We start from the raw sequence: 22,066 nt of genomic DNA on the forward strand, positions 1-22,066 counted from the left end.
TACTCAACTTCAAAACTCAGCACTCAGTACTGAGTATGGTAAATTTACGGTCTCTATAGATTAAGCGTGAAGATGCAAGGTTAAGATAACTTTGCCAGTTGTAGATGGGGGAACTCTCCAAAGTAAGAGCGATCGCTTAATTTTCTCCACTACAACTGGATCTTTTAGGATAGAGGTTTCCTCATCCAAAACTACCCGTTCTACCCGACCTTTCTTGACGGTGAACTCAAAGACGATTTCACCACTGAAGCCGGAAGGAAAGTTTAGTTGCTGAAGGTGTCGGGTTAGATCAGCAATTTCTGTATTATCCAAGCCAGTGATGCTGATAACCTCTAACTGATGGTTGATGGCTGCGTCTAAGATTTCATCTTGTTCCATCTCCTCTAAATCAAAGCTCAAAGATATCTCGACTTCTTTGGCTGCTGGAGATTGTAGCGATCGCTTTTTGTAGAGAACATCGGGAGCTTCTGCTGAAGCTGGCGCTGATAGCATTGAGAGTGATATTTTGCTGGCAACCGAAGCTTTGCCAAACCTAACTGCTTCAGGCATTGCCACTGGCACTTGCATAGACAGATATTCGTTTCCTGGTTCAACCCGCACGTCATCGCTGACAGCTACAAAAGCGGTGTATTGAGAAAGCAGTTGATAAGTTAAGGCTGTTTTTGTAACCGCTTCTACACCAGCTTTGGTTTCAAAACTCACCATTTGATTCATCAAGTATTTGATCCGAGCGCGTCCCCATAACTGCGCTACAGCAAGATTTCCTGTTTCCTCAAATTTGAGGTTAAACGTTTTTTCGTAGTGCTTACCACCCGCAGCAATACCGGAGATTTGCAGATTACCACTGACTCTATCTTGTTTGCGACCAAATAAAACTAATGGTTGTTCGCAAAATAAATCAGGCGCTACCTTTGGGTAAATCACAGGCGATTCTGTGTCATCTTGCCAAGAAATTTGAATATTCGTGAGTACAGGATTGTTTATTTGCCTGTAAAACTTTTCAGCAACTTCTTCCGTGGGTTCATCATGACGAATAATTTTGGATATTCCCCGGCCAATTTCGGCAATGCGATTTAGTAAAAAACGGTTGACTGAACTACCAACACCGAAAGTGTAAAGGCGATTTGCTGGTTGGAGGTGCTGTTGTACTTCTGCTAAAATCTCATTTTCGTTACCAATGTAGCCATCAGTTAGAAGTACAACACTGCGTAATCTTCCAACTGGTGTAGGGAAATTTATGGCTGTACGAATGCCACTGAGCATTTCTGTACTGCCATCAGCTTGTAAATTGTTAATGTAAGCGATCGCCTTAGTACGATTTTCTGCTGTATTCGGCAGAGGTTTTGGCGATAACTGCCTAACTCTATCGGAAAAATCGATAATTGTGAAAGTATCGTTGGGATTTAACCCATTGATAAATCGCCGCATTAACTCTTGACACTTTTGCAATGGATCGCCAGATTGGGAACCGGAAGTATCTACCAAAAATACAACATCTTTGGGGACAATCTCATCAGTGGAATATTCCAAAGCTGGAATCAAATATATTGCAAAATGTCCGCCGCGATCGTCGGCTTGGGTTAATACTGTGGATTGAGTTTCTCTACCAGAAACTTGATAGCGGAGAATTAAATCTTTGTTGGGAATTGTATCTTCTCCGGCTAATTGAATCCGCACAATTTGACCTGAGTGTTCAATTTTTAATTGATGGGAAGGAGAACGCACTTCCGAAATTGGTAAACCCGCATCAATTTCGACTGTGACATTAATATTGTGACTTGAGCGCATTCCTTCTAAGACTACAGGCGGTGTAATGCGAGAAGCATCAGGAACTTGGTCTGTATCACCGCTACCATCTATCGGCGTTCCCGGAATATATCTTGGCCCCACCACCATCGGGAAAACAAATTCGTAGTTTCCCGCCTCAAATTTTAAACTTTCGGTGTAACGAATTGTGACATCAATTTGTTCGCCAGGTTTGATATTAGCCAGAGATTGGGTGAAAATATTGTCTCGTTCCTGTTCTAGAAGTCCAGCGGTGCGTCCTTCTTGTTTTGCCTTTTCGTAGATAGCTACAGCTTCTTCACGTTTTTTAATATTACCTTTGATGATGCGATCGCCTATTTTGATTTCCATGTTATCCACCGCCGCCTCATCGGGTAACGGAAAGATATAGACTGCTTCTAAAGGCTGCGTGAAATGATTTTCAAAACTTTGGATAACCTCAACTCGTGATAAATTACCGGCAATTTTTGCGATAACTTCTGTATGCTTGAGTGGAAAAACTAGTTGTTCTCCTTGAGGTGATTGAACGTATAAACCGCCTAATTTTAGTTTTTTAGCACTTACTGTATTCATAGAACACTCCTATTTGATTTGTAAACTTACTTCTTAAAGTAGGTAATCAGTAACTTAATTACGAATTACGTTAGCGCAGCGTTAGCGAGTCCGCGAGCGTCATTAAGAATTACGAATTATTTAACAAACACCAGTCCACTATATAAATGAAAAGCTGAATCCCAATTACTCTGCTCCCGACGAAACAGATCAATGTGAGACTTGATATGACTCAACATTTCTGTTTGATCTAATGTTGTATCTGCAAAAGACGTGAAATCTGACCAGATTTTGACTTGAGGTAGTTGCTGGTCAATCCAACTTGATAAACTATTCCAATTAATTCTGATTGTATTTTGGCTAGCTTGAGGAGTGATTTCTAAACCTTGCTTAAATTCATAGCCGTTATCATAAAGTCGGAGAATACAACGTCTACCAGGTATGTGTAAATCACAAAACTGAGCATAGTCTTGTGTTTGAGTTTTCCATTCCAGTTTACGGCGGGCATCAACATCTACAACTTGTTCAAAAATAGGCAAAAGTCCCACTATTCTTGCTGTGACTTCTGACCAGTCAAAGGTGAGAGAACCAAGTTGATTTACCTCATTACGGCAAACAACAGTAGCTTGTGCGGTAGATGCTTGGAAATGTTTGACTTGATAAACTTGAATTTGCTGAATTTGCGCTATCGTTGCCCAAAAGCAAGGAATACCAGCCTGCTGTAGCTGTTTGCCATAAAATTTTAGTTCTCCTATTTGGCCAGTGCGGTACAATCTCCAGCCACGACTTGGCATTAATAGCCTTGCAGTGTAGGGGTCTAGCTGCATAATCTGGGCAAATTTCCGAGACGCTTCTGTTTTCAGATCGTTACTAAGTGGCTCTAAAACTAGTACGCCAAGTTCGGTGTTATTTGGTTCAGATTTTGCTTGGGAAATAGCTCTTTGTCTTTGTTCTAGTTCAATTTCTTGTAGCCGTCGCAAACCTTGGCGTGCAAGCGTTACTATTTTGGCGTTCCTTGTATCTCGCAGCAGTTGCCGATAAATTTTTTCTGCATCTTGGCGCTTTTCAGATACTTCATGTAGCCGACCGAGATAATATTGTACCCAAGGATTTTCGGGTGATTCTTTTTGCAGCTGTTTGAGTAATTTAGCTGCTGTTTTATAGTCTTTATGCTCAAAAGCGATCGCAACTTGCTCAATCATCACTTTAAATACACGCTGGAGTGATGTCTCACCCAAAATTACTTTTGCGTGAGCTATAAATCATTTATACTTCACAAGCTGCGGAAATCAAGGATAATGCTACTACTGGGGCTGTAACTGCTCTCAAGATGCGACGACCAAGGGAAGCAGGTTGAAATCCAGCTGACTCCGCATTCTCAATTTCTTGTGTTGTCCATCCCCCTTCTGGCCCAGTCGCAATGACAATCTCGCTAGAGATGTTACTCAGCACTTTGTTTAAATGAGGATAATCACCACGAGCCTCACAAATGTAACGGTGACTTGTCTGATTGGCAGTGATAGCAGTATTAAAAGTAACAGGCTCTAAAATTGTCGGCACGAATGAGCGCTCTGACTGTTCAGCGGCTTCCGCAGCGATGCGCCGCCAGCGTTCGAGCTTTTGAGGACTAGGATGAAGCAAAGTGCGATCGCTCAATACTGGTGCAATACAAGTTACTCCCAACTCTGTACAACACCGCACCACTTCATCAAATCCATTGCCTTTGGGTAACGCCACCATCAGCGTAATTGCTACAGGTAATTCTGTTTCTACTAAAAGCGGTTCTAAAACCTCTGCTTGTTCCCCTGCTAACTGCGCTAACCACCATTTCCCCATACCATCCATTGCAATAAAGCGATCGCCTTCACGCAAGCGCAACACCCGCCCTAAATAATGCTGTTGTTCTTTGGTGAGCAAAATTTGCCCTTGTTGAAATTGAGAGGGTGCGATCGCAATTCTTTGCAGTTGAGACATTTTTTTATTGAAGAAGAATTCAGAAGTCAGAATTCAGGAGTCAGAATCAAGACGCTAAAAGCGTAGCTTGCTTCTCTGTAAAAGTACGAATACTCGCTAACCCTGCGCTATCCGCCAGTCATACAGAATTCCTTCTGAATTCTGACTCCTGACTCCTGAATTCTGTTTAATAAATTATTGCCCTGCTGTAGAAATCTGCTGTCTAACCCAGGTACGGAAAGCACGAGTTGCTGCTATTTGTCCAATTTTCTTGCTTTCTTGAATAAATCGCGGAATTTCCGTCACCAGCACAGGCGCAAAAGTTGGACTGCGATCGCTTTGCGAGTATTGTCCACTATTGAGGGTGTAAACGCGCAACACATTTCCGTTATACCGCCAGAATTCTGGGACTCTCATTGAAGCGTAAAGAGCCAACTTGTCTATCTTGGGTCTAGAATATTCCACTTCCAATACCAAGTCTGGTGGTGGGTCTGTATTCAGGTCAATATTTTCTTTGTTGCGGACTAATAATTCGTTTTGGATATAGTAGCTACTGTCCGGTTCGCCTCCTTGCTCCAAATCATCCCGCGTCATAGTCAACGAGCCAGCGCTTTTAACTTCCAAACCAAATTCTTCACACAGCACAAGAACAAAACCTTCAATGAGACGGTTTGAATTTTCGTGTGGCATCAACGGGGTCATAATTTCTACTATGCCGTTGTTATAAGCTAGCCTTTTATTTCGTTCAGATCCCATATCTGCCAGCATCGCTTTGAATGTCTGCCAGCTAATGTTTTGCAGCACATCCCTAGTTTCTGCGGATTTTGCTGTCGTTACCATAGTTCAGGTTTCCTGTGGATGTGTCACCGAAGAGAGCATGGGGAAAGAATAAATAGCTCCAAAAAAACTTTGCGCTCCTCTGCGCTCCTACCCTGCGGGAAGGCGTTCGCGTAGCATCTCGTAGAGAAGCGCCTATGCGTTTAGACTTAAACCCTCAATTTGCCACGAATTTACGAAACTGTGTACTAAGTGTATTAGGACTTACACAAGAAACACAGATGGATTTATCTGTGCCTCTCTTTGATTTCATTATCTTCAATTTTTCGGCTTAGGAAAGATTCTGGAAGTAAACCTCTAACGCTTCAGTCACCAACTGAGTCATCGGCTTACCTTGACTTTCGGCTACTTCTTTCAACTTGCTATAAACCTCTTCTTTCAAGTTCACCCGATGGCGTGATTTACTTGTACCATTGGCTGTTTGGGGTTCGTAGCTAGCAGCAAATTCGCGGATGGCATCAAAACCAACGCGATCGCAAAAATCACCAAAGCTTTCCTTCGATTTCCGAGATTTCTTAAAGTAAACAAAAATCGGCTCTAAGAAGCTTTCTAGGTCATTATGGTGCAGCTTTTCTGTGTAAGGTTGTGCCAGTCGAGTCTGATTTGGCGAACCCCCTAACCATAATTGGTAAGATTCTGGAGCGCTACCAACAAAGGCCAATTCTGCTAAGTAAGGACGAGCGCAACCGTTAGGGCATCCTGTCATCCTTACCACAAAATGCTCTTTTTGTAAACCTATTTTATCTAATAGAGCGCGAACCCGCTCCAAAATACCCGGTATTGCGCGTTCTGATTCCGTGATTGCTAAACCGCAAGTAGGCAAAGCCGGACAAGCCATTGCATACCGTACTAAAGGTTCGATTTTACTAGGGTCGTCTCCGACACCGTGACGGCTGAGAATGTCTTGAATAGCTTCCTTGCTATCTGGTTCGATATCGTAAAAAATCACGTTATGGTTGGATGTCAGGCGGATGGGTAAGTTGAACTGCTCGACAATTTCCCGCAAGGCGGTTTTCAGTTGCAACGAACCTTCATCCTTGATTCGACCATTTTCAATGGAAATTCCTAAGAATAGCTTGCCATCACCTTGTTCATTCCAGCCGAGGAAGTCGTGAAATTTAAACTCTGGCAGTGGTTTGAAGGCTTCAATTGCTTTACCAAAATATTCTTCAACTTGGGCGCGGAATTTATCTACACCCCAATCGTTGATTAGATATTTTAATCTAGCATGACGACGATCGGTGCGATCGCCATAATCTCTCTGGGTAGCAACAATCGCTTTCACCACGTCGTAAACGTCATCCTTTGCCACATAACCGATGGGGTCTGCTAACCTAGCGAAAGTTTCTTCTTTCCCGTGGGTTCTACCTAAACCACCACCAGCGAAAATATTAAATCCTTCTAATTGCTTCTTTTTATTGGTAATCACTACCAAAGTCAGGTCTTGGGAATACAAATCTACCGAATTATCCCCTGGCACTGTCACGCAAATTTTAAACTTACGGGGCATATAGTACGTGCCATAAATCGGTTCTTCGTTGTCATGGATAATTGTGCCATTCCCATTGCGCTGTCGGGCTGCCTTCACCTCTGGGGCTTCTTCAGCACTAATTGCCTTTTCCCCATCTAACCAAATTTCGTAATAAGCACCTGTTTGCGCTGTCAGCAAGTCAGCAATATTCTGGGCATACTCCCAAGCATACTGATACTCTGGGCGATTCTTAAAAGGCGCTGGTGGTGCCATCACATTTCGATTAATGTCACCACAAGCTCCCAAAGTAGAACCCAGGTTCTTGACAATGGTGGCAATTGCTGATTTAAGATTCTTCTTTAAAATTCCGTGCAGTTGGAAACCTTGACGGGTAGTTGCTCGTAAGGTGTGGTTGCCATACTCATCAGCGATTTTATCTAAAGCTAGATATAGCTCTGGCGGTACTAAACCACCCGGATTTTTTGTCCGCAGCATAAACTGGTAATCTTTTTCCTGTCCCTTGGTGCGGTTGTCGCGGTTATCCTGCTGATAAGAGCCGTGATACTTCAAAAGCTGTACCGCATTTTCAGTAAAATGGGTAGTGTCTTGCAGGATCTCAGTTGCTACAGGTTCACGCAAAAAATTACTATTTTCCTTGATTCCTTCGACTTTGGAAGGCTTACGGCTAGCGATTGGGGAAGGAGCAGATTTAACCATTAGACTTGTATAGGATTCTCAATAAAGCATTAGTAGACGCCGAATCAGCACCCTTCGGCTACTTGATCCCCGGTAATCCGGCCGGAATAATGAGGAATACTTTTATTTTACCACGGCAAAAGCCGGCTTTATCAGTGATTTAACACTTAACAAAACCAGCTTTTAGGAGTAATGAGTTTTGTGTGCTGAGTCCTGAGTACTTAAGTAAAGTATAGAGCGAATGAGGACTCAATAATCTTTTATTTGAAACGATAGCCAATACCACCATTGATGCTAACAGCAGAAGCATCGCTATTTTGGTAAGCACCAAGTCCGACTTTGGCATTAGTGTAGACGAGGAAATTGTTAGCAACTTCCGATTCAACGCCAGCACCTAGCACTACTGAATCTCTATTACCTATGGGAGTTGGTGAGCCATCTTTCTCTACAAAAGAATAACCACCAGTTAAATAGGCATTAGTTTTATTAGCGATGGGTACATCCACAGAAAGTTCTGGGATGATAGCACTTGTCTTATCGCTCCAGAGGACATTACCGCGTGCAGAAAACGGCGTATTTCCTAATTTTGCGCGACCTGTGACATTACCGCCAAATGTAGCATCGTCGTTGATACCTTGTCCGCCACTAGTAACGCCCGCTGCAACACCAGCGCCAACATAACTAGCATCAGTACCCTTTTTGGTTTCAGCAGAAGCTTGACCAGCTGATAGAACAAAAGGAGCAACTATTAAGGAAGACAATGCAGAAATTGTCAAGAAAGACTTGAGTAAGCGTTTCATAATTTTGTCCAAATTTTGTATTTTTTACTTGTATATTCCAAGTCGAAAATTGTGTGAGAATGTTCCGAAATTTTTCTAAGTTTTGTTAAATGAATGTTTCTATTGATGCCTATAATTTACAAGCTAACTAACTCTGAAAATAATAAATTAGCTGTTATAATTACATTCAATGTCTTTTAGTCCGAGTTCTTTGTTCCCAAAATAGACGCTTTGAAAACTGGCACAATATTTGGAACTAAAACTTAGTAAGTATCTGGTAAATAAAATATCCGAATAACAATTTTTTGCCGAGCTTTTCACAGAGGATGAAAAAGTAGGCTGTAACATCTGTTGCAACAAGCTATAGAGGGAATCTATAAAGTTAATTTTGAGCAATTTTTGTGGAGATTGAATAATGCTAACCGCTGCAAAAACATTGTCTGGTTTGATGGGTTTATGTGTCGGTGATGCGTTGGGTGTGCCGGTGGAGTTTACTAGCCGCGCTGAACGAGTAAAATCTCCAGTGACAACGATGTTAGGTTATGGCACATGGAATCAACCACCAGGAACTTGGTCAGATGATAGTTCTTTAAGCTTTTGCTTGGCAGAATGTCTTTGTAGAGGGTATTCCTTGGATGCTATAGCCAATTCCTTCTGGCGCTGGTACAAGGAGGCTTACTGGACTCCCCGTGGTGATGTCTTTGATATTGGTCAAACTACCCACACAGCAATTATGCGCCTGAAACAGGGAGTTGTTCCCCATCAGGCAGGCGGCAAGGTTGAAAATAGTAATGGCAACGGTTCTTTAATGAGAATCTTGCCGATGGCTTATTGTCATAGAAACTTAACTTTAGGTGAATTGCTGGCGCGGGTACATGATGTTTCGGCGATTACCCATGCTCATGCGCGATCGCAAATGGCCTGCGGCATTTATATTAGTATTGCAGTGGCGCTCTTAGAAGGTGCTGACGCGCAAACGGCTTATTTACAAGGATTGCAAGATATTCAAACAATTTATTCTGTGCGGGAGTTTTTATTAGAGAAGCCGCATTTTGGCAGAATTTTCAGTGGTGAGATTGCCAAAGTACCAGTAGAAGAGATTAACTCTGGTGGCTACGTGATTGACACCTTAGAATCATCCCTCTGGTGTTTGTTAAATAGCTCGTCTTATTCTGAGGCAGTGTTGAAAGCTGTAAATTTAGGCGGAGATACCGACACTACCGCCGCCGTCACCGGTGGGTTAGCGGGAATTTACTACGGGGTAGAAAATATTCCCAAACAATGGATGAACCAAATTGCTCGTAGACAAGACATTATTTACTTGGCAGAGCGTTTTGCAAGGGCTGTTTACAGCTAGTTTGGAATGAGGAATTATCATCCCAAGCGTTTGTTCGGTTGCTTTTCGCAAGTAAAATCAGTAGTAGAAAAGTTTCATACTGTTGAACAATGCTAACCGATACAAAAACATTGTCTGGTTTGATGGGTTTATGTATTGGTGATGCATTGGGTGTGCCAGTGGAGTTCACCAGCCGCGCTGAACGAGTAAAATCTCCAGTCACATCAATGCTGGGTTATGGAACTTGGGATGTTCCTGCTGGTACGTGGTCAGATGACAGTTCGCTGACTTTTTGTTTGGCAGAATGTCTTTGTGAGGGATTTTCGCTGGATGCGATTGCTAATTCCTTCTGGCGCTGGTATCACGAAAGTTACTGGACTGCTCAAGGCGAAGTATTTGATATCGGTAACACCACATTTTTAGCAATTGTGAACTGGAAACAAGGAACTCCACCCGTGAAAGCAGGTGGTAGTAGTGAAAATAGTAATGGCAATGGTTCTCTGATGAGAATCTTGCCGATGGCTTATTGTCACAAAAGTTTAACTCTGGATGAATTGATTGCACGGGTACATCAAGTTTCTTCCATTACCCATGCTCATCTCCGTTCTCAAATGACCTGTGGTATTTATATTAGTATTGCAGTGGCGCTGTTAGAAGGGGCTGACCCGCAAACAGCTTATTTACAAGGATTGCAAGATATTCAAACAATTTATTCTGTGCCGGAATTTTTATTAGAGAAGCCCCATTTTGGCAGAGTTTTTAGTGGTGAGATTGCCAAAGTACCAGTAGAAGAGATTAATTCTGGTGGCTACGTGATTGACACCTTAGAGTCATCCCTATGGTGTTTGTTAAATAGCTCGTCTTATTCTGAGGCAGTGTTGAAAGCTGTAAATTTAGGCGGAGATACCGACACTACCGCCGCCGTCACCGGTGGGTTAGCGGGAATTTACTACGGCGTGGAAAATATTCCTAAACAATGGATGAACCAAATTGCTCGTAGACAAGACATTATCTATCTGGCAGAGCGTTTTGCAAGGGCTGTTTACAGTTAGGAGTAAGAATTTTAGATTTTGGATTTTAGATTGAAATTTAATCCAAAATCTAAAATCCAAAATCCAAAATTGAATCGCTCAATCTTAAACCGTAGACAAGGAATAGACTTGACCATCAATCAGCAGTCGTGTGATGCCCTTGGCTTCCAAATGAGTACGAGCCTTATGGAGCATTTTACTATCTGGAACCTTAATCACGCGATCGCGCTTTGTAGAAAAACGCTTGGCGACACGATGGTTATCAAACACCGGCAGAGTTCTTTGCTGAGTTTCCAGGCTGGGAATTTGCCCCAAATCACCAAAGTCTTTCAGAGGCCGGGTAATTAATTCTGAGGAACGGTCAATTACCAAATAGCAAGTTTTCGGCAAATTGGCTACCGACAGAGGTAAAACTTGAACTGATGCTTCACCTGGTCTGCGTTTTGTAACTAAAGGTCTTTCCTCATCCAGGTCATCATCATCAAAGTCTTCTTCCTCAAAATCGTCATCCTCTAAATCATCATCATCTAAATCATCCAAATCCTCTGATTCGTCTAGCAAATCTTCGCCCAGCATGTGCGCGATGACGGCTGCTCCTGGATGTTCAACCTTTAGAGGCGGGATGGAGATGCTGACTATTTCCGGTGGCTTTGGCTCTGGAGTTTCTAATTTCTCAGATGTGACTCGGAGTTTCGGTTTTTCCGCGGCCGAGGGGCGTCGCCGCACCCGTCTACTAGCGGCGATTGACTCCGCCGTTTCCTCTGAGTAAAGTTCCTGCTCTACACGAATTATCTTACGTGGTAGTGGCTCAACCTTTGGTACTTCCAAAGGTGGGCTTTCAATGGGTGGAACTTCTATCTCCGGCTCAGGTTGAGTCAGCAGTGGTAACTGCTCGTAGCTAACCTGTGCCCTTCCCTCAGGAGTTCTCGCAGCCCGCTTTAAAGAGACTAAGTATTCATACTCATCCTCTGGCAAAGTACTTTTGAGCAGGCGACTAATTGTCGAGTTACTCACACCGTAGCGGTCTGCCAGAGTTGAGGTTGTTTCGGCAGTCTCTCGATATAACTTCAGAATTTCTTGCTTGTCAGAGTCAGTTAATTTTCTCACGGTAGATACCAAAAATCCTTACTAAGCTCGTTTTCTTGTGCTGGTACGCCGCGTTCGTCTTAGTGATGCGTCATATTCTAAGGCAGCGCCCATACCAAATAACACTCCACTAAACACCCAAAACACTTCTAATATCTCTCCACTTTGATAATTGGGGCCTTGGGCATATTTAAACCACATATCTGCAATGTAAAGCGAAAAGGCCGCCGCTGCAATCATTCGCCAAGACTGGGAAACTCTTCCTCCCCAAAAGGCTAATAGCAGAGTGGTAGCAATAATTAACAGAACTACATCGCTAACTACGTAAAACCAGTTCAAAATAGCGACTAGCAGTTCCGTAGATGTTTCCTGTTGTATAGAAATCCACCATGCCAACAAACTACCGAATACTGCAATTGCTAACACAATTAGCCACTGCCATTTTTCCAGATTGATTCGCCTGGAAGCCACAGCTAAAATCATGCCTGCGCCAAGTAATAGATAAGTCAGTACAAAAAATATATCGCCTACAGACACATCCGGTTCATCTTTTAAAACTATCTCGGTATAGCCAAAAATTATCCCCCCAACGAAATAGGAAAGCATACCTAACCCAATTAAGAGCCAAACATTCCGGCCACTGACGATTTGTGGACTCAGCCAGTTCCTCAAGCATAAGATACTGGCAGCCAAATAAGCTAAAGCTTCAAAAATATTTGTGCCAATCACATACCACTCAGCCCGGCTTTCTATGCCATCGGCTCCGGGAACTTTGGCACTAAACAACAAAAAGTATAGCAGTGCCAGTACGGCCCAGCCAATATTAGCTAAGACAATGTTCTGAGTGTTGAAAATAGATTTAGAAAGAAACGAATTCTCGTAAGAGTTATTCATAGGACAAGACTTATGTAGATGCACTCTGGCAGTATTTTGAGTTAAAGGACTGTATATGTAGCATTGTGTCTGCCAAATAATACACAATCAGACACCAAAAGCAAGTGCCAGTGGCCGGAATTTTCTGAAAAAATTTCCATGCTACTGCCATAGTTTACCCAGTGGCGATTGATTTAGCCAATTGATAAACAGCGCTCGCTCGGCTTCTGGCATATCTTCTAGCTTATAAATTACTTGTTTGGTAAAGTTACCATTGCCAAAATAGGCTTTTCCTAATCGATGCAGTTCTTGTAACAGGATAACTACATGATTTTCTTGCCAATCAGGTATTTTGGCTACCGGCAAAGGATTAGTAGACACCAAATATTTAACCGCTTCTAGAGAAGACGCTTGGGGAAATTGCTTCTGCTGTAATACTTCGGCAATATCTTTTTCAAATAATGCAACTTGCCTAGCACCTAAAAACTCTTCAATATCGATAGAAACACCTTGTAACAGCAAAATACTGGCTTGGACTAAAATCGCCGTTTTGCCATGACCACCTGTGTCACTATCCAGCTGCTCTAAACGGATTTTGCCCCAAACACTAAAGCGTTCCGGTTCCTCCAGCAAAACACAGGCTTTGCCTCGGTTATCCGTTAATTCTCTCCATAAGGCTCTAGCTTCTTCTTCTTGACTAGCTTTGAAAACACTAATCAAGCGAAAAGTTTGCCCTTGATAACTGAGAATCGGCACTTGCTGATCCTTTTTTGGGTGCTGAATGCTTGATATTTCAACATCCTGCCGTTTGAGAATAAACATGGCACTAGCAAATAACTCCTCACAGGGGCACTCTTAATATGGAATATATAATGGCATTTGGCAGTATCGCCAAGGCTGAAATTACCTAGCATACTGTGAAAATGAGCCTCGCGATCGCCAGATCCTTCCCGAAGGTAGCCGCCCAGAGGACGTTAGCGCTAACGGGCAAATAACCCCTTGACAACACAATATATCTAAACCAATACTCCATCTGTTTTGTTTTCGGTGTAGATTGCACTAACTAGCGACTAGCATCTTAGCCTTGCTAGTAGTAAATCTGCAATTTTTGATTGCTTCTTGGTAGGTGAAGACGATATAATAATGTAGGTGACTCCTTCAGGAGCCATTATTTTGTTTTGGGCGCGTAGCTCAGTGGATAGAGCAATTGCCTTCTAAGCAATCGGTCGCAGGTTCGAACCCTGCCGCGCTCGTTTTAACTTAATATGAACCCTCAAGCACGGTGAAGTGATATAATCATTTTATTGGTTGAGGGTTCGTTATTGCTGCATCATACCAAGAACAAAGGCGATATTGCTGCTACGAAAGCGATCGCTGACCTAACGCTTAAAGGATACTTGATTCTCACACCACTTGTTTGTGAGCATTTACCTTTTGATTTTGTTGCTTATAAAGACGATAAATTTTATAAAATACAAGCTAAATATGCGGGAGATAATAGAGTAGTCAATAAAACTATTTGGGTAGATAAAAATGGGACTCATCAGAAGAAGTATAAAGTAAATGACTTTGACTTTTATGCTGTTTATCTGCCTGACATAGATAAAGTTGTTTATCCATCAGTTCACTTTAATGGTTGCTACATAACTACCCAGATACCTAATTCAGCTACACCGTTTTACTGGTGGGAGGATTTTATAGACCTTACTGAAGCAGCCTCCAAGCGAACCTACAAGGAGTTTGGCGTTGATTTAACAACCAGAAAGGTTAACCCAGATTCTAGAATTCACACTAGAAAAGTTGAAAGGCCATCAAAAGAAGAACTAGAAAAACTAGTTTGGGAAAAGCCAACAGCGCAAATTGGCAGAGATTTTGGTGTGTCTGATAAGGCTGTAGAAAAGTGGTGTAAGGCTTATGGGGTAGAAAAGCCACCCAGAGGGTATTGGGTTAAGAAAGCTTATGGAAAAGTAGAAGGACAGTTAACATAACAGTTAACATAATATACTCTTGAAAATCATAGCCAAAAAAAGATGATACCCAAAATTCTGTTCTGATAGCCAAATCATAGTCAGAATAGCCACTAATGCAACCAAGAGAATTAGCTTTTGAATATCAAAATCTCTTAAAAACGCTGAAACCCTTAAGTTTAGCTTGGTTGTTTGATAAATTTAAAAAGCCCGTGACGAGGATTGAACTCGTGACCTCACCCTTACCAAGGGTGTGCTCTACCACTGAGCCACACGGGCGAAATTTTATTCCGATTTTTCAGCTAGAAGTTAAAATGCTGGGAGTTTTGATGCTTACCCAGTCATTATAACTTATAACTTCGTAAGTGGTGGGCCGGGCTGGATTTGAACCAGCGTAGGCGCAAGCCAACGGATTTACAGTCCGTCTCCATTAACCACTCGGACACCGACCCGATTTGTCTCACGATTTAAAATCTTAGCATCATGTTTTAGAAATAGCAAGTTATTAGAAAAAATAACTTGTAGGTAGAGATCGCAATAAAACTGCGTCTCTACCATCAGTATAAAAAGTACTAGTTACACGCTCATTTCCAGCATTCGTTGCATTGGTCGCAGTGCAGCAAGGCGAATATCCTCCGACATGGTAATTTCGGGAGTGCGATTTTTCATTGCCCAGTAAAGCTTTTCTAGGGTGTTTAACCGCATAAACGGACATTCGTTACAAGCACAGTTATTCATCGGCGGTGCAGGAATGAAGTGCTTGCCAGGAGCTAGTTTTTGCATCTGGTGAATGATTCCAGGCTCCGTAGCAACAATAAATTCCTTAGTAGGGCTGCTTTGACAATACTTGAGTAAAGCGGCTGTGGAGCCAATAAAGCTGGCGTGGCGCAATACACTACTTTCACATTCTGGATGTGCGATCGCCTCTGCTTCAGGATGGGCAATTTTTAACTGGACAATTTTCTTTTCCGAAAAGGTTTCATGGACAACACAGCTACCTTGCCATAGCACCAAATCTCGTCCAGTCTGTTCCATGACGTACCGCCCCAAATTGCGATCTGGGGCAAAAATAATCGGCTGTTCTTTCGGTATCTGCTCTACAATCTTGACAGCGTTGGAACTGGTGCAAATAATATCGCTCATCGCCTTGATATCAGCAGAACAGTTGATGTAAGACACTACCAAATGATTCGGATGCGCGGCTTTAAAAGCTGCAAATTCATCTGCTGGACAACTGTCTGCTAAAGAACAACCAGCATTCAAATCTGGTAAAAGTACTAATTTATCGGGATTAAGTATCTTTGCTGTTTCTGCCATGAAGTGAACACCAGCAAAGACAATCACATCCGCATTGGTTTTTTCGGCGGCTCTTGCCAGTTGTAATGAATCCCCAATAAAGTCGGCAATATCCTGAATATCTGGCTCTTGATAATAATGTGCCAGGATAACTGCGTTGAGTTCTTTTTTGAGACTCTCAATGGCGGCAAACAAATCTAGTGGTAGTTCACCCAGTTGGGTTTTTTCTTGTTGAGCTAATGCAGTAGTAAACACAGTTTAGGGGTGCTTTATGTTGCAAATGTATGTCCTGTGGATTCAATTATAGTAGTTTTTACCAAAAATAGTGGACGGTTGATATTTTGGGGTTGTGTCCAAATCGGGCTGAGTTTCATATCCTGGAGATAGACGGCAAGGAAAGTGGCATGACCAGTCAGAAAACTCAATCGATAAACCTCAAAATTGCTGTAGTTGGAGATATTCACGACCAATGGGAAGTGGAAGATGGCGTTGCACTCAAGCATTTGGGTGTTGACTTAGTGCTGTTTGTCGGGGATTTTGGCAACGAGTCGGTGGAAGTGGTCAGAGCGATCGCATCCCTCGATATTCCCAAAGCAGCCGTGATGGGCAACCACGATGCCTGGTACACCGCCACCGAATGGGGACGCAAAAAGGCTCCTTATGACCGCTCTAAGGAAGACTGGGTACAGGAACAACTCGATTTATTAGGCCTGTCCCATGTCGGTTACGGTAAGTTGGATTTTCCCGCTTGGAATTTAACTGTAGTGGGGGGTCGTCCCTTTACCTGGGGTGGCCCAGAGTGGAAATTCGCGGAAATCTGTCAAGAACGTTACGGTGTGACGAGTTTGGAAGAATCTGCCGATCGCATCGTCAAAGCGATCAAAAGCGCCGCCTACGAGACGATTATATTTTTGGGTCACAATGGGCCGAGTGGATTAGGCGATCGCCCCGAAGACCCCTGCGGCAAAGACTGGCACCCAATTGGCGGCGATTTTGGCGATCCAGATTTTGGCGAGGCGATTTCTCATGCCTTAACTGCTGGTAAAACCATTCCTCTGGTGACATTTGGTCACATGCACCGAGATTTACGCCATACCAAGAAGGTGCAGCGCAAGCCCATCTTTAGAAGTCCAGAGGGGACAATTTACTTAAATGCGGCTAGTGTCCCCAGGATTGTGGAAAATGATGGCGAGAAGTTGCGTAATTTTTCCATTGTCACCCTAGAGGCGGGTGTGGTTTCGCAAGTTTCCCTAGTTTGGGTGGGGAATGACTTTCAGGTGGCTAAGGGGGAAATTTTGTATGAGCGATCGCGGATTGTGTCGTAGACATTCGTATCCAGTAGTGCAATCTGCGTAGATAATAGGGTATAGTATGATCTGTCAAGTTTAGTGCTAACCAACAAAAGCGCCTGAATAGCGTCTGAAACTAGGATCAGCACAAGTTTGACAGATTTACTGGAGAGGTGGCAGAGTGGTCGATTGCGTCCGACTTGAAATCGGATGAGGCTAAAACCTCCGGGAGTTCGAATCTCCCCCTCTCCGTTGAAGAAAAATTAGATTTTACAAATGTTATTAACGACGTAAGCCATTGATTAGATTTAATCTGAGCAACGGCTTAACTGTGATTTATTCTTGATAAGCGCCTATTGAATTCTTAAAGTTAGCAAGAGCTTCAAAAAACTTAACTAAAAGAATGCCGGCATAGATTCATTGATGGACTCATCTGCTTTTTCATAAAGAGCATTAAGGTAATCACGTTGTCGCACGCCTTTAATGTTACTACCTCTCAATAATTGGTGAAATAAGAGTCGAGCAGAATCTTCATGTAAAAGTACATCATTTCCTTCTTGTAATTGTTTGTTTTGTGCAAAATTTCTGGCTTCCATTTTGGCCTGTTCCAAGTAGAATTTGAATAATTTTACGGCTTCCTCCTCATTTCTTATAGGTGAAAGTTGAACTTCATTAGCAAGACGACCTCTAATAGCTGGAAGCATCTCACGGTAACGTTCAAGGGCATCTGTAGTTAAAGCAACCATTAAGAAAAGATATTTAGGTAGTGCATCAATTAAAGCCCGCAGAGCAGATAAATATCTTAAAACAATAGTTTTTGATAAGCTACCATTCTGTTTTTCCAATTCATCAAGAAGAATAAAAATACCCTCTAAAGTCTTCATTTCTGAACCAAAATATACGATGTCTCGCAATGCTCTTGTTTTCGCTTCTACAGTATCTAGACGAAAATTTACTCCCAGTTCAGTTTGATGAGTTTTTCTTACAGGTAATCCTAAAAGCCATTGATATGCTAAAGATACGCGCTCATTTAGTTTTTCTTCGGAATTAATAACACTCAAAAGAGCCTTAAGCATTATTTTAATTTCGCTCATTCGCACAAATTCTAATAATTTATCAATATCATCTATCTCTTGCTTCCTCTTTGCAAGTGCATCAATTGAGCGACGTAAGTAGTCTTCTCCCAAATTTTCAAATATAGACCTAATGAGTGGATCAAAAAATGGTTCTGGATCTGGAACGTATCTAATAACGAAAAAACCATGTTGAGAAAGTTTTTCACGCAAAGCATTTTCATAAGCATTCAGAAGGTTAGTCTTTCCAATTCCCTGACTAGCAGTTATTGAAATTACATGAGACTTGCGATCTGAATAAAATGTCTTGACCGCAGCATCAACTTGCTTATCTGCTTCTGTTGACATATGCGGATGACCACTGGTTTGCCCAGCACTGGGAAAAGGGTTACTCAACACACCAAACTTTTTATAGAGTAATTTGGGTTGTTCTTCTGGTGCGTTAGCAGTCGCCTCATTTGTAAATAGATTTTCAAGAGGCATTTTTAACTCCTTCTAGCTTGATACGTACAGCAGATGTACCAGGTATAAGAAAATCTCCATGATACAGATAAACTTTTTCTAACTGTGGAAGTCTGTCACTTGTCTTAATTATCCACAAATCGTGCTGTTCAAAACGAGTATCTGGAGTAGATCCTTCAGCATAGACATTGACTAAGTTTTGTTCTTGTGCTTTTTTCACTAGTTTTCTAGCCAATATGGGATGAACAGCATATTTAATAGCTAATTCTTCTAACCAGCGACCAGTAAGTATCCACTCTGTGTCTTCCTGTGAACGAATTAATTTATAAACCTCTACTGCTAAATTAGCAAAAGCTGGTAGATCAGGTATGTTATCAGTGGTAACAATTTTTTTGTTTTGTATATTCAACCAAGCACATGCTGCCTCACCGAGCTTGATATAAGTTGATTTGGCGTTATTGAAAATTGGTAATGTGCTATATTCAACAGTCCTACCTTGATTTACATGGTTATATAGTGCTTCAAATGATGGTATTTTCTTCAAATAAAATAAAATTTTAATATGATCTTCATCCAGTACACTTTGCCATAGAGATTTAAGTAATTCTGTACAGATGATTTTGCTATCATTAATTTCAACGAATGAACCACTCTTCAGGAAATTTTTATACAAATTATAACGTTCTTGATGTTTTAATCCTAATTTATCTTGAGCTTCTTGATTAGTTAATTCTCCCTTGTCTACTAACATTTTTATCAGCAAGAACATCTGATCTGGACTAAATGCATATGCCTTAGCTGTAGCTATTTTTTCTATATTTTCGCTAGAGACTGCATCAGTATGACCTGAGCTTTCTATGTCGGTTGATAGCGCAATAGAGGTATTATCTGTTGTTGTAGAAGATGTTCCAGAGTTAAAAATTCCCCAAAGAAGATCATCTTTAACGTGAAGTGGTTGCCAAGTATATTCACCACTAGGTATGCCCCATAGCTCTAATGACTCGTTAGTGTTGTAATTTTGCAAGCGCAGGCAACCAAAAGATACAGCTAATTCCCAAAGGACATCTGTTAGTGGTACTGTATATATTTTTTGACTGAAAGGATGAAAAAGAGAGCCAGTGAGTTTTCTACTATCAAATTTAGGAAAGGAGCGAGATTCAAAAAAGAACACATCCATTCCTTCAGCCATTGTCATTCTGGCTAGACCTTGATCGCTAGTTAGAAGAGCTAGAGCATGATCCGGGCGAACTTGAGTTTGAAAGCGTCGTGCAGTTTCTAAAATCAGACGATCAGCAAAACTTCTAACAATCTCTTGTAGTTTAAGATTACCATCTTCAGGATCGCTACTCGGTGTCACAATACCCCGGAGGGGATCTGCACCTAAGTCACCACGTTCTATTTCTGCATCTGAAAATTCTAGACGAAGTAAAGTTCGTTGACCACCCTGGCTGAGAATATGTTCTCGAAGTGCCGCAGCAACAGGTTTGTTCTTTTTTTGACTCTCTCTACGAGTTGCAAAGTACCTATCTACCTGATTAATTATTTCCATGTGAACAATAGCTGGTACTTTTATTTTTGCCCAAGGACTAAGAAACCGACATATAAAATCAAGTCCTCCTTGGTGAATAGCTGATGTATCTGTAACAATAGTTATCGGTTTTTGCAAAGGTATTTTGCCAATAGTTTCAACATCAAAAATAGGTAAAAGTAATAATGTTCTCCGGAGTACATCCTGCAATCCTTCCCTAAAAGCTTTTTGAACTCTATCTTTACTCTGTGAATTCTCCAGAGCTTCAGTAATATTATTATTGAGTTTCTCTAAGGATAGTATTTGCCATTCAAACCCACCAAATTTAGCTGCACAATACTCATCATATCTAGTTTCATTTTCAATATATTGCCCTCCTGGTTGTAATGTAATAGTTCCGACATTCACCCATTTGTCACGTCCAAAACAAATATCTTCACCAAGAGATATTTCAAATGGCTCCCCATTCTTACCTATTTGGGCGATACATTTTAGTGCATCTTCTTTACTAAACAATTTTAATGTCATAAGGTTATTCTTTTAATGAAGGGACACATTGACATTTGGAACATTAACAAAGGTATCACACACCCACTGAATATGCTGGCGTAAGGCCAAAAGTTGATGTTGACGAAGGTTGACACTATCACTATTAGATAAGCGTCCAAGCTCTTCTAAATCACTCCAAGATGATTGATCATTAGACAATATCTCGTCTATTACTTGGATGACTTGCTTAAACTGTTCAATTCCACGCTTTTCAGGTTTTATTACTAGTGTAAATTTTTCAATTAATTCTTCTCTTAGTCGCTGAGTTTGCTCACTACTAGTCACTGAACCAAAGGGATCTCCAAAGGGTTCCCAAGAATAAATTTCTTCTTGATAAAATGTCGGTTCAACTAAAGCATTGGTATTGGTATCTAAGTATTTTTTACCCCAGCGACAAGGTTGCCAAAGAACAACCTTTAATGGACTTGAACTATTGCTACTCACAAGAATTAATTCTCCAAAGTAATTATTTATGAATATCTAGATTAAATCTAACTGTCAAATTACTTTTTATTTATAAATCATAGGTTTTGAGGGTCAAGCCACAATTTGATTGATTTTTTGGGTACTATAATCATAATTGGAACTTAATTAAAATTTATCAAAAGTGAGATATATCGCCCCACTCGCTCCTTTTGCTTGCATTATGCTAACATTTTTGTAAATTCTACTTTGAGGTAAAGCGATGGCTACTCTTTATGTAAGAAATTTACCCGATGATTTGTATGCAAAGCTGCAAGAGTTAGCGGCATCTGAACACCGTTCTATTAACGCCCAAGTTATAACTCTGTTAGAACAAGCTCTAAAAACTGAAGCACAGCATACGGAAGACGAAAGACGAAAAAATGTCCCAAAACTCTTAGAGGAAATTCGCCTTCGTCGTGAGAGTCGCCAGACTGATGTGGAATGGCCTGATAGTACTGCGTTAATCCGAGAAGACCGAGACAGATGACTATCCCTCTCAGGTGTGTTGTAGACGCAAGTGTAGCTATTAAGCAATTTATACCAGACGATCCACTAACTCCAAAAGTTAATCAACTGTTCGCTCATCTTGCCAATCCCCAAACTGCAATCTTTGTCCCAGACCTGTTTTACATTGAGTGTGGCAACATAATTTGGAAGTACGTCCGCGCCAGACTTTATGCTGTTGCTGATGTACCAGCAGATTTAGCAACTCTCAAAAGCTTCCCTTTGCGTGTTGTCTCCACGGCTGATTTGATGGCGGATGCAGTTGCGATCGCATTAAATTATGGAATCTCCGCTTACGATGGCTCTTATGTTGCACTTTCACAGCAGGTAGGCGCTACTTTGCTGACTCTCGACGGTAAGCTGGTCAAAGCTCTAACAGCTTCGTCTTACAATGTTTACTCGTTTAATGACTTCGAGGTTCCGCCGTTGGAGTCAATGTAGAAGCGATCGCCTTTCCTCACCATATATTCAACCCCAAAGCATTGAATGAGGCTAAACAAATCGATACATAACTCAGAATTGGGGAAATTAAAT

At 41.6% G+C, this 22,066-nt stretch carries 19 protein-coding genes and 4 tRNA genes; 8 read left to right on the top strand and 15 right to left on the bottom strand.

Annotated elements, in window-relative coordinates:
• Nucleotides 1–60 precede the first annotated feature (60 nt).
• The 6 genes from V7K61_RS11575 to V7K61_RS11600 all read right to left on the bottom strand — a co-directional run bounded on the left by V7K61_RS11575 (nt 61) and on the right by V7K61_RS11600 (nt 8,094).
• Entirely contained in the window at nt 61–2,358 is a 2,298-nt protein-coding gene (locus V7K61_RS11575; RefSeq protein WP_335053460.1) for a VIT domain-containing protein, read from the bottom strand.
• Nucleotides 2,359–2,474: 116 nt separating this feature from the next.
• Nucleotides 2,475–3,539, bottom strand: coding sequence for a tetratricopeptide repeat protein (locus V7K61_RS11580; RefSeq protein ID WP_335053486.1), 1,065 nt, complete (start codon nt 3,537–3,539; stop codon nt 2,475–2,477).
• 64 nt (nt 3,540–3,603) lie between these two features.
• Nucleotides 3,604–4,311 (bottom strand): 16S rRNA (uracil(1498)-N(3))-methyltransferase, encoded by a 708-nt coding sequence (locus V7K61_RS11585; RefSeq protein WP_335053461.1) that lies wholly within the window; start codon nt 4,309–4,311, stop codon nt 3,604–3,606.
• A gap of 174 nt (nt 4,312–4,485) precedes the next feature.
• Nucleotides 4,486–5,130 carry a Uma2 family endonuclease gene (locus V7K61_RS11590; protein WP_335053462.1) on the bottom strand — a complete coding sequence of 215 codons (645 nt, stop codon included), beginning with the start codon at nt 5,128–5,130 and terminating at the stop codon, nt 4,486–4,488.
• 268 nt (nt 5,131–5,398) lie between these two features.
• Nucleotides 5,399–7,315, bottom strand: a complete 1,917-nt coding sequence (gene sir / locus V7K61_RS11595) for a sulfite reductase, ferredoxin dependent (RefSeq protein ID WP_335053463.1) — start codon at nt 7,313–7,315, stop codon at nt 5,399–5,401.
• A gap of 239 nt (nt 7,316–7,554) precedes the next feature.
• The gene (locus tag V7K61_RS11600; protein ID WP_335053464.1) at nt 7,555–8,094 is read right to left on the bottom strand and encodes a hypothetical protein; all 540 of its coding nucleotides are present in this window, start codon (nt 8,092–8,094) and stop codon (nt 7,555–7,557) included.
• A 394-nt stretch (nt 8,095–8,488) separates the two neighbouring features.
• Here V7K61_RS11600 and V7K61_RS11605 point away from each other — a divergent pair, with 394 nt between their 5' ends.
• On the top strand, nt 8,489–9,430 hold the full coding sequence (locus tag V7K61_RS11605) for an ADP-ribosylglycohydrolase family protein (protein ID WP_335053465.1): 942 nt from the start codon (nt 8,489–8,491) through the stop codon (nt 9,428–9,430).
• 89 nt (nt 9,431–9,519) lie between these two features.
• The gene (locus V7K61_RS11610; RefSeq protein WP_335053466.1) at nt 9,520–10,461 is read left to right on the top strand and encodes an ADP-ribosylglycohydrolase family protein; all 942 of its coding nucleotides are present in this window, start codon (nt 9,520–9,522) and stop codon (nt 10,459–10,461) included.
• A gap of 84 nt (nt 10,462–10,545) precedes the next feature.
• Here V7K61_RS11610 and V7K61_RS11615 read toward each other — a convergent pair whose 3' ends face one another.
• From V7K61_RS11615 to V7K61_RS11625, 3 genes are all read right to left on the bottom strand, one after another.
• On the bottom strand, nt 10,546–11,547 hold the full coding sequence (locus tag V7K61_RS11615) for a transposase (RefSeq protein ID WP_179065213.1): 1,002 nt from the start codon (nt 11,545–11,547) through the stop codon (nt 10,546–10,548).
• Nucleotides 11,548–11,568: 21 nt separating this feature from the next.
• Entirely contained in the window at nt 11,569–12,420 is an 852-nt protein-coding gene (locus V7K61_RS11620) for a hypothetical protein (RefSeq protein ID WP_335053467.1), read from the bottom strand.
• Nucleotides 12,421–12,561: 141 nt separating this feature from the next.
• Nucleotides 12,562–13,221, bottom strand: a complete 660-nt coding sequence (locus V7K61_RS11625) for an Npun_F0813 family protein (RefSeq protein ID WP_335053468.1) — start codon at nt 13,219–13,221, stop codon at nt 12,562–12,564.
• A gap of 358 nt (nt 13,222–13,579) precedes the next feature.
• Here V7K61_RS11625 and V7K61_RS11630 point away from each other — a divergent pair.
• Both V7K61_RS11630 and V7K61_RS11635 read left to right on the top strand, forming a co-directional pair.
• A tRNA-Arg gene (locus tag V7K61_RS11630) sits at nt 13,580–13,652 on the top strand.
• 69 nt (nt 13,653–13,721) lie between these two features.
• Entirely contained in the window at nt 13,722–14,387 is a 666-nt protein-coding gene (locus tag V7K61_RS11635; RefSeq protein WP_335053469.1) for a group I intron-associated PD-(D/E)XK endonuclease, read from the top strand.
• A 186-nt stretch (nt 14,388–14,573) separates the two neighbouring features.
• Here V7K61_RS11635 and V7K61_RS11640 read toward each other — a convergent pair.
• The 3 genes from V7K61_RS11640 to nadA form a co-directional block, all read right to left on the bottom strand.
• Nucleotides 14,574–14,645, bottom strand: a tRNA-Thr gene (locus V7K61_RS11640).
• An 87-nt stretch (nt 14,646–14,732) separates the two neighbouring features.
• Nucleotides 14,733–14,818: transfer RNA gene (locus V7K61_RS11645), tRNA-Tyr, on the bottom strand.
• 124 nt (nt 14,819–14,942) lie between these two features.
• Nucleotides 14,943–15,917 (bottom strand): quinolinate synthase NadA, encoded by a 975-nt coding sequence (gene nadA / locus V7K61_RS11650; RefSeq protein ID WP_335053470.1) that lies wholly within the window; start codon nt 15,915–15,917, stop codon nt 14,943–14,945.
• A gap of 149 nt (nt 15,918–16,066) precedes the next feature.
• On the opposite strand from nadA, the gene V7K61_RS11655 reads away from it, so the two are divergent.
• Entirely contained in the window at nt 16,067–16,987 is a 921-nt protein-coding gene (locus tag V7K61_RS11655) for a TIGR04168 family protein (protein WP_335053471.1), read from the top strand.
• A gap of 131 nt (nt 16,988–17,118) precedes the next feature.
• Nucleotides 17,119–17,203 (top strand) — tRNA-Ser (locus V7K61_RS11660).
• 143 nt (nt 17,204–17,346) lie between these two features.
• Here V7K61_RS11660 and V7K61_RS11665 read toward each other — a convergent pair.
• Genes V7K61_RS11665 through V7K61_RS11675 form a run of 3 tightly spaced genes read right to left on the bottom strand, consistent with a single transcriptional unit; the run spans nt 17,347 to nt 21,007 of the window.
• Nucleotides 17,347–18,507 carry a P-loop NTPase fold protein gene (locus V7K61_RS11665; protein ID WP_335053472.1) on the bottom strand — a complete coding sequence of 387 codons (1,161 nt, stop codon included), beginning with the start codon at nt 18,505–18,507 and terminating at the stop codon, nt 17,347–17,349.
• Entirely contained in the window at nt 18,497–20,542 is a 2,046-nt protein-coding gene (locus V7K61_RS11670; protein ID WP_335053473.1) for a hypothetical protein, read from the bottom strand. The genes V7K61_RS11665 and V7K61_RS11670 overlap by 11 nt, the downstream gene beginning before the upstream one ends.
• Before the next feature lie 12 nt (nt 20,543–20,554).
• Complete coding sequence (locus tag V7K61_RS11675) at nt 20,555–21,007, bottom strand: hypothetical protein (RefSeq protein WP_292732485.1); 453 nt, start codon at nt 21,005–21,007, stop codon at nt 20,555–20,557.
• A gap of 241 nt (nt 21,008–21,248) precedes the next feature.
• On the opposite strand from V7K61_RS11675, the gene V7K61_RS11680 reads away from it, so the two are divergent.
• Both V7K61_RS11680 and V7K61_RS11685 read left to right on the top strand, forming a co-directional pair.
• Nucleotides 21,249–21,515 carry a FitA-like ribbon-helix-helix domain-containing protein gene (locus V7K61_RS11680; protein WP_335053474.1) on the top strand — a complete coding sequence of 89 codons (267 nt, stop codon included), beginning with the start codon at nt 21,249–21,251 and terminating at the stop codon, nt 21,513–21,515.
• Entirely contained in the window at nt 21,512–21,973 is a 462-nt protein-coding gene (locus V7K61_RS11685; RefSeq protein ID WP_335053475.1) for a type II toxin-antitoxin system VapC family toxin, read from the top strand. Before V7K61_RS11680 ends, V7K61_RS11685 begins: the two co-directional genes overlap by 4 nt.
• Nucleotides 21,974–22,066: the final 93 nt, after the last annotated feature.

The sequence above is a fragment of the Nostoc sp. genome (assembly GCF_036918015.1).
Lineage (GTDB): Bacteria > Cyanobacteriota > Cyanobacteriia > Cyanobacteriales > Nostocaceae > Nostoc.

Coding starts and splice junctions, on each gene's coding strand:
- V7K61_RS11575 (WP_335053460.1), bottom strand. CDS start 2,358: ATGAATACAGTAAGTGCTAAAAAACTAAAATTAGGCGGTTTATACGTT.
- V7K61_RS11580 (WP_335053486.1), bottom strand. CDS start 3,539: ATGATTGAGCAAGTTGCGATCGCTTTTGAGCATAAAGACTATAAAACA.
- V7K61_RS11585 (WP_335053461.1), bottom strand. CDS start 4,311: ATGTCTCAACTGCAAAGAATTGCGATCGCACCCTCTCAATTTCAACAA.
- V7K61_RS11590 (WP_335053462.1), bottom strand. CDS start 5,130: ATGGTAACGACAGCAAAATCCGCAGAAACTAGGGATGTGCTGCAAAAC.
- sir (WP_335053463.1), bottom strand. CDS start 7,315: ATGGTTAAATCTGCTCCTTCCCCAATCGCTAGCCGTAAGCCTTCCAAA.
- V7K61_RS11600 (WP_335053464.1), bottom strand. CDS start 8,094: ATGAAACGCTTACTCAAGTCTTTCTTGACAATTTCTGCATTGTCTTCC.
- V7K61_RS11605 (WP_335053465.1), top strand. CDS start 8,489: ATGCTAACCGCTGCAAAAACATTGTCTGGTTTGATGGGTTTATGTGTC.
- V7K61_RS11610 (WP_335053466.1), top strand. CDS start 9,520: ATGCTAACCGATACAAAAACATTGTCTGGTTTGATGGGTTTATGTATT.
- V7K61_RS11620 (WP_335053467.1), bottom strand. CDS start 12,420: ATGAATAACTCTTACGAGAATTCGTTTCTTTCTAAATCTATTTTCAAC.
- V7K61_RS11625 (WP_335053468.1), bottom strand. CDS start 13,221: ATGTTTATTCTCAAACGGCAGGATGTTGAAATATCAAGCATTCAGCAC.
- V7K61_RS11655 (WP_335053471.1), top strand. CDS start 16,067: ATGACCAGTCAGAAAACTCAATCGATAAACCTCAAAATTGCTGTAGTT.
- V7K61_RS11665 (WP_335053472.1), bottom strand. CDS start 18,507: ATGCCTCTTGAAAATCTATTTACAAATGAGGCGACTGCTAACGCACCA.
- V7K61_RS11670 (WP_335053473.1), bottom strand. CDS start 20,542: ATGACATTAAAATTGTTTAGTAAAGAAGATGCACTAAAATGTATCGCC.
- V7K61_RS11680 (WP_335053474.1), top strand. CDS start 21,249: ATGGCTACTCTTTATGTAAGAAATTTACCCGATGATTTGTATGCAAAG.
- V7K61_RS11685 (WP_335053475.1), top strand. CDS start 21,512: ATGACTATCCCTCTCAGGTGTGTTGTAGACGCAAGTGTAGCTATTAAG.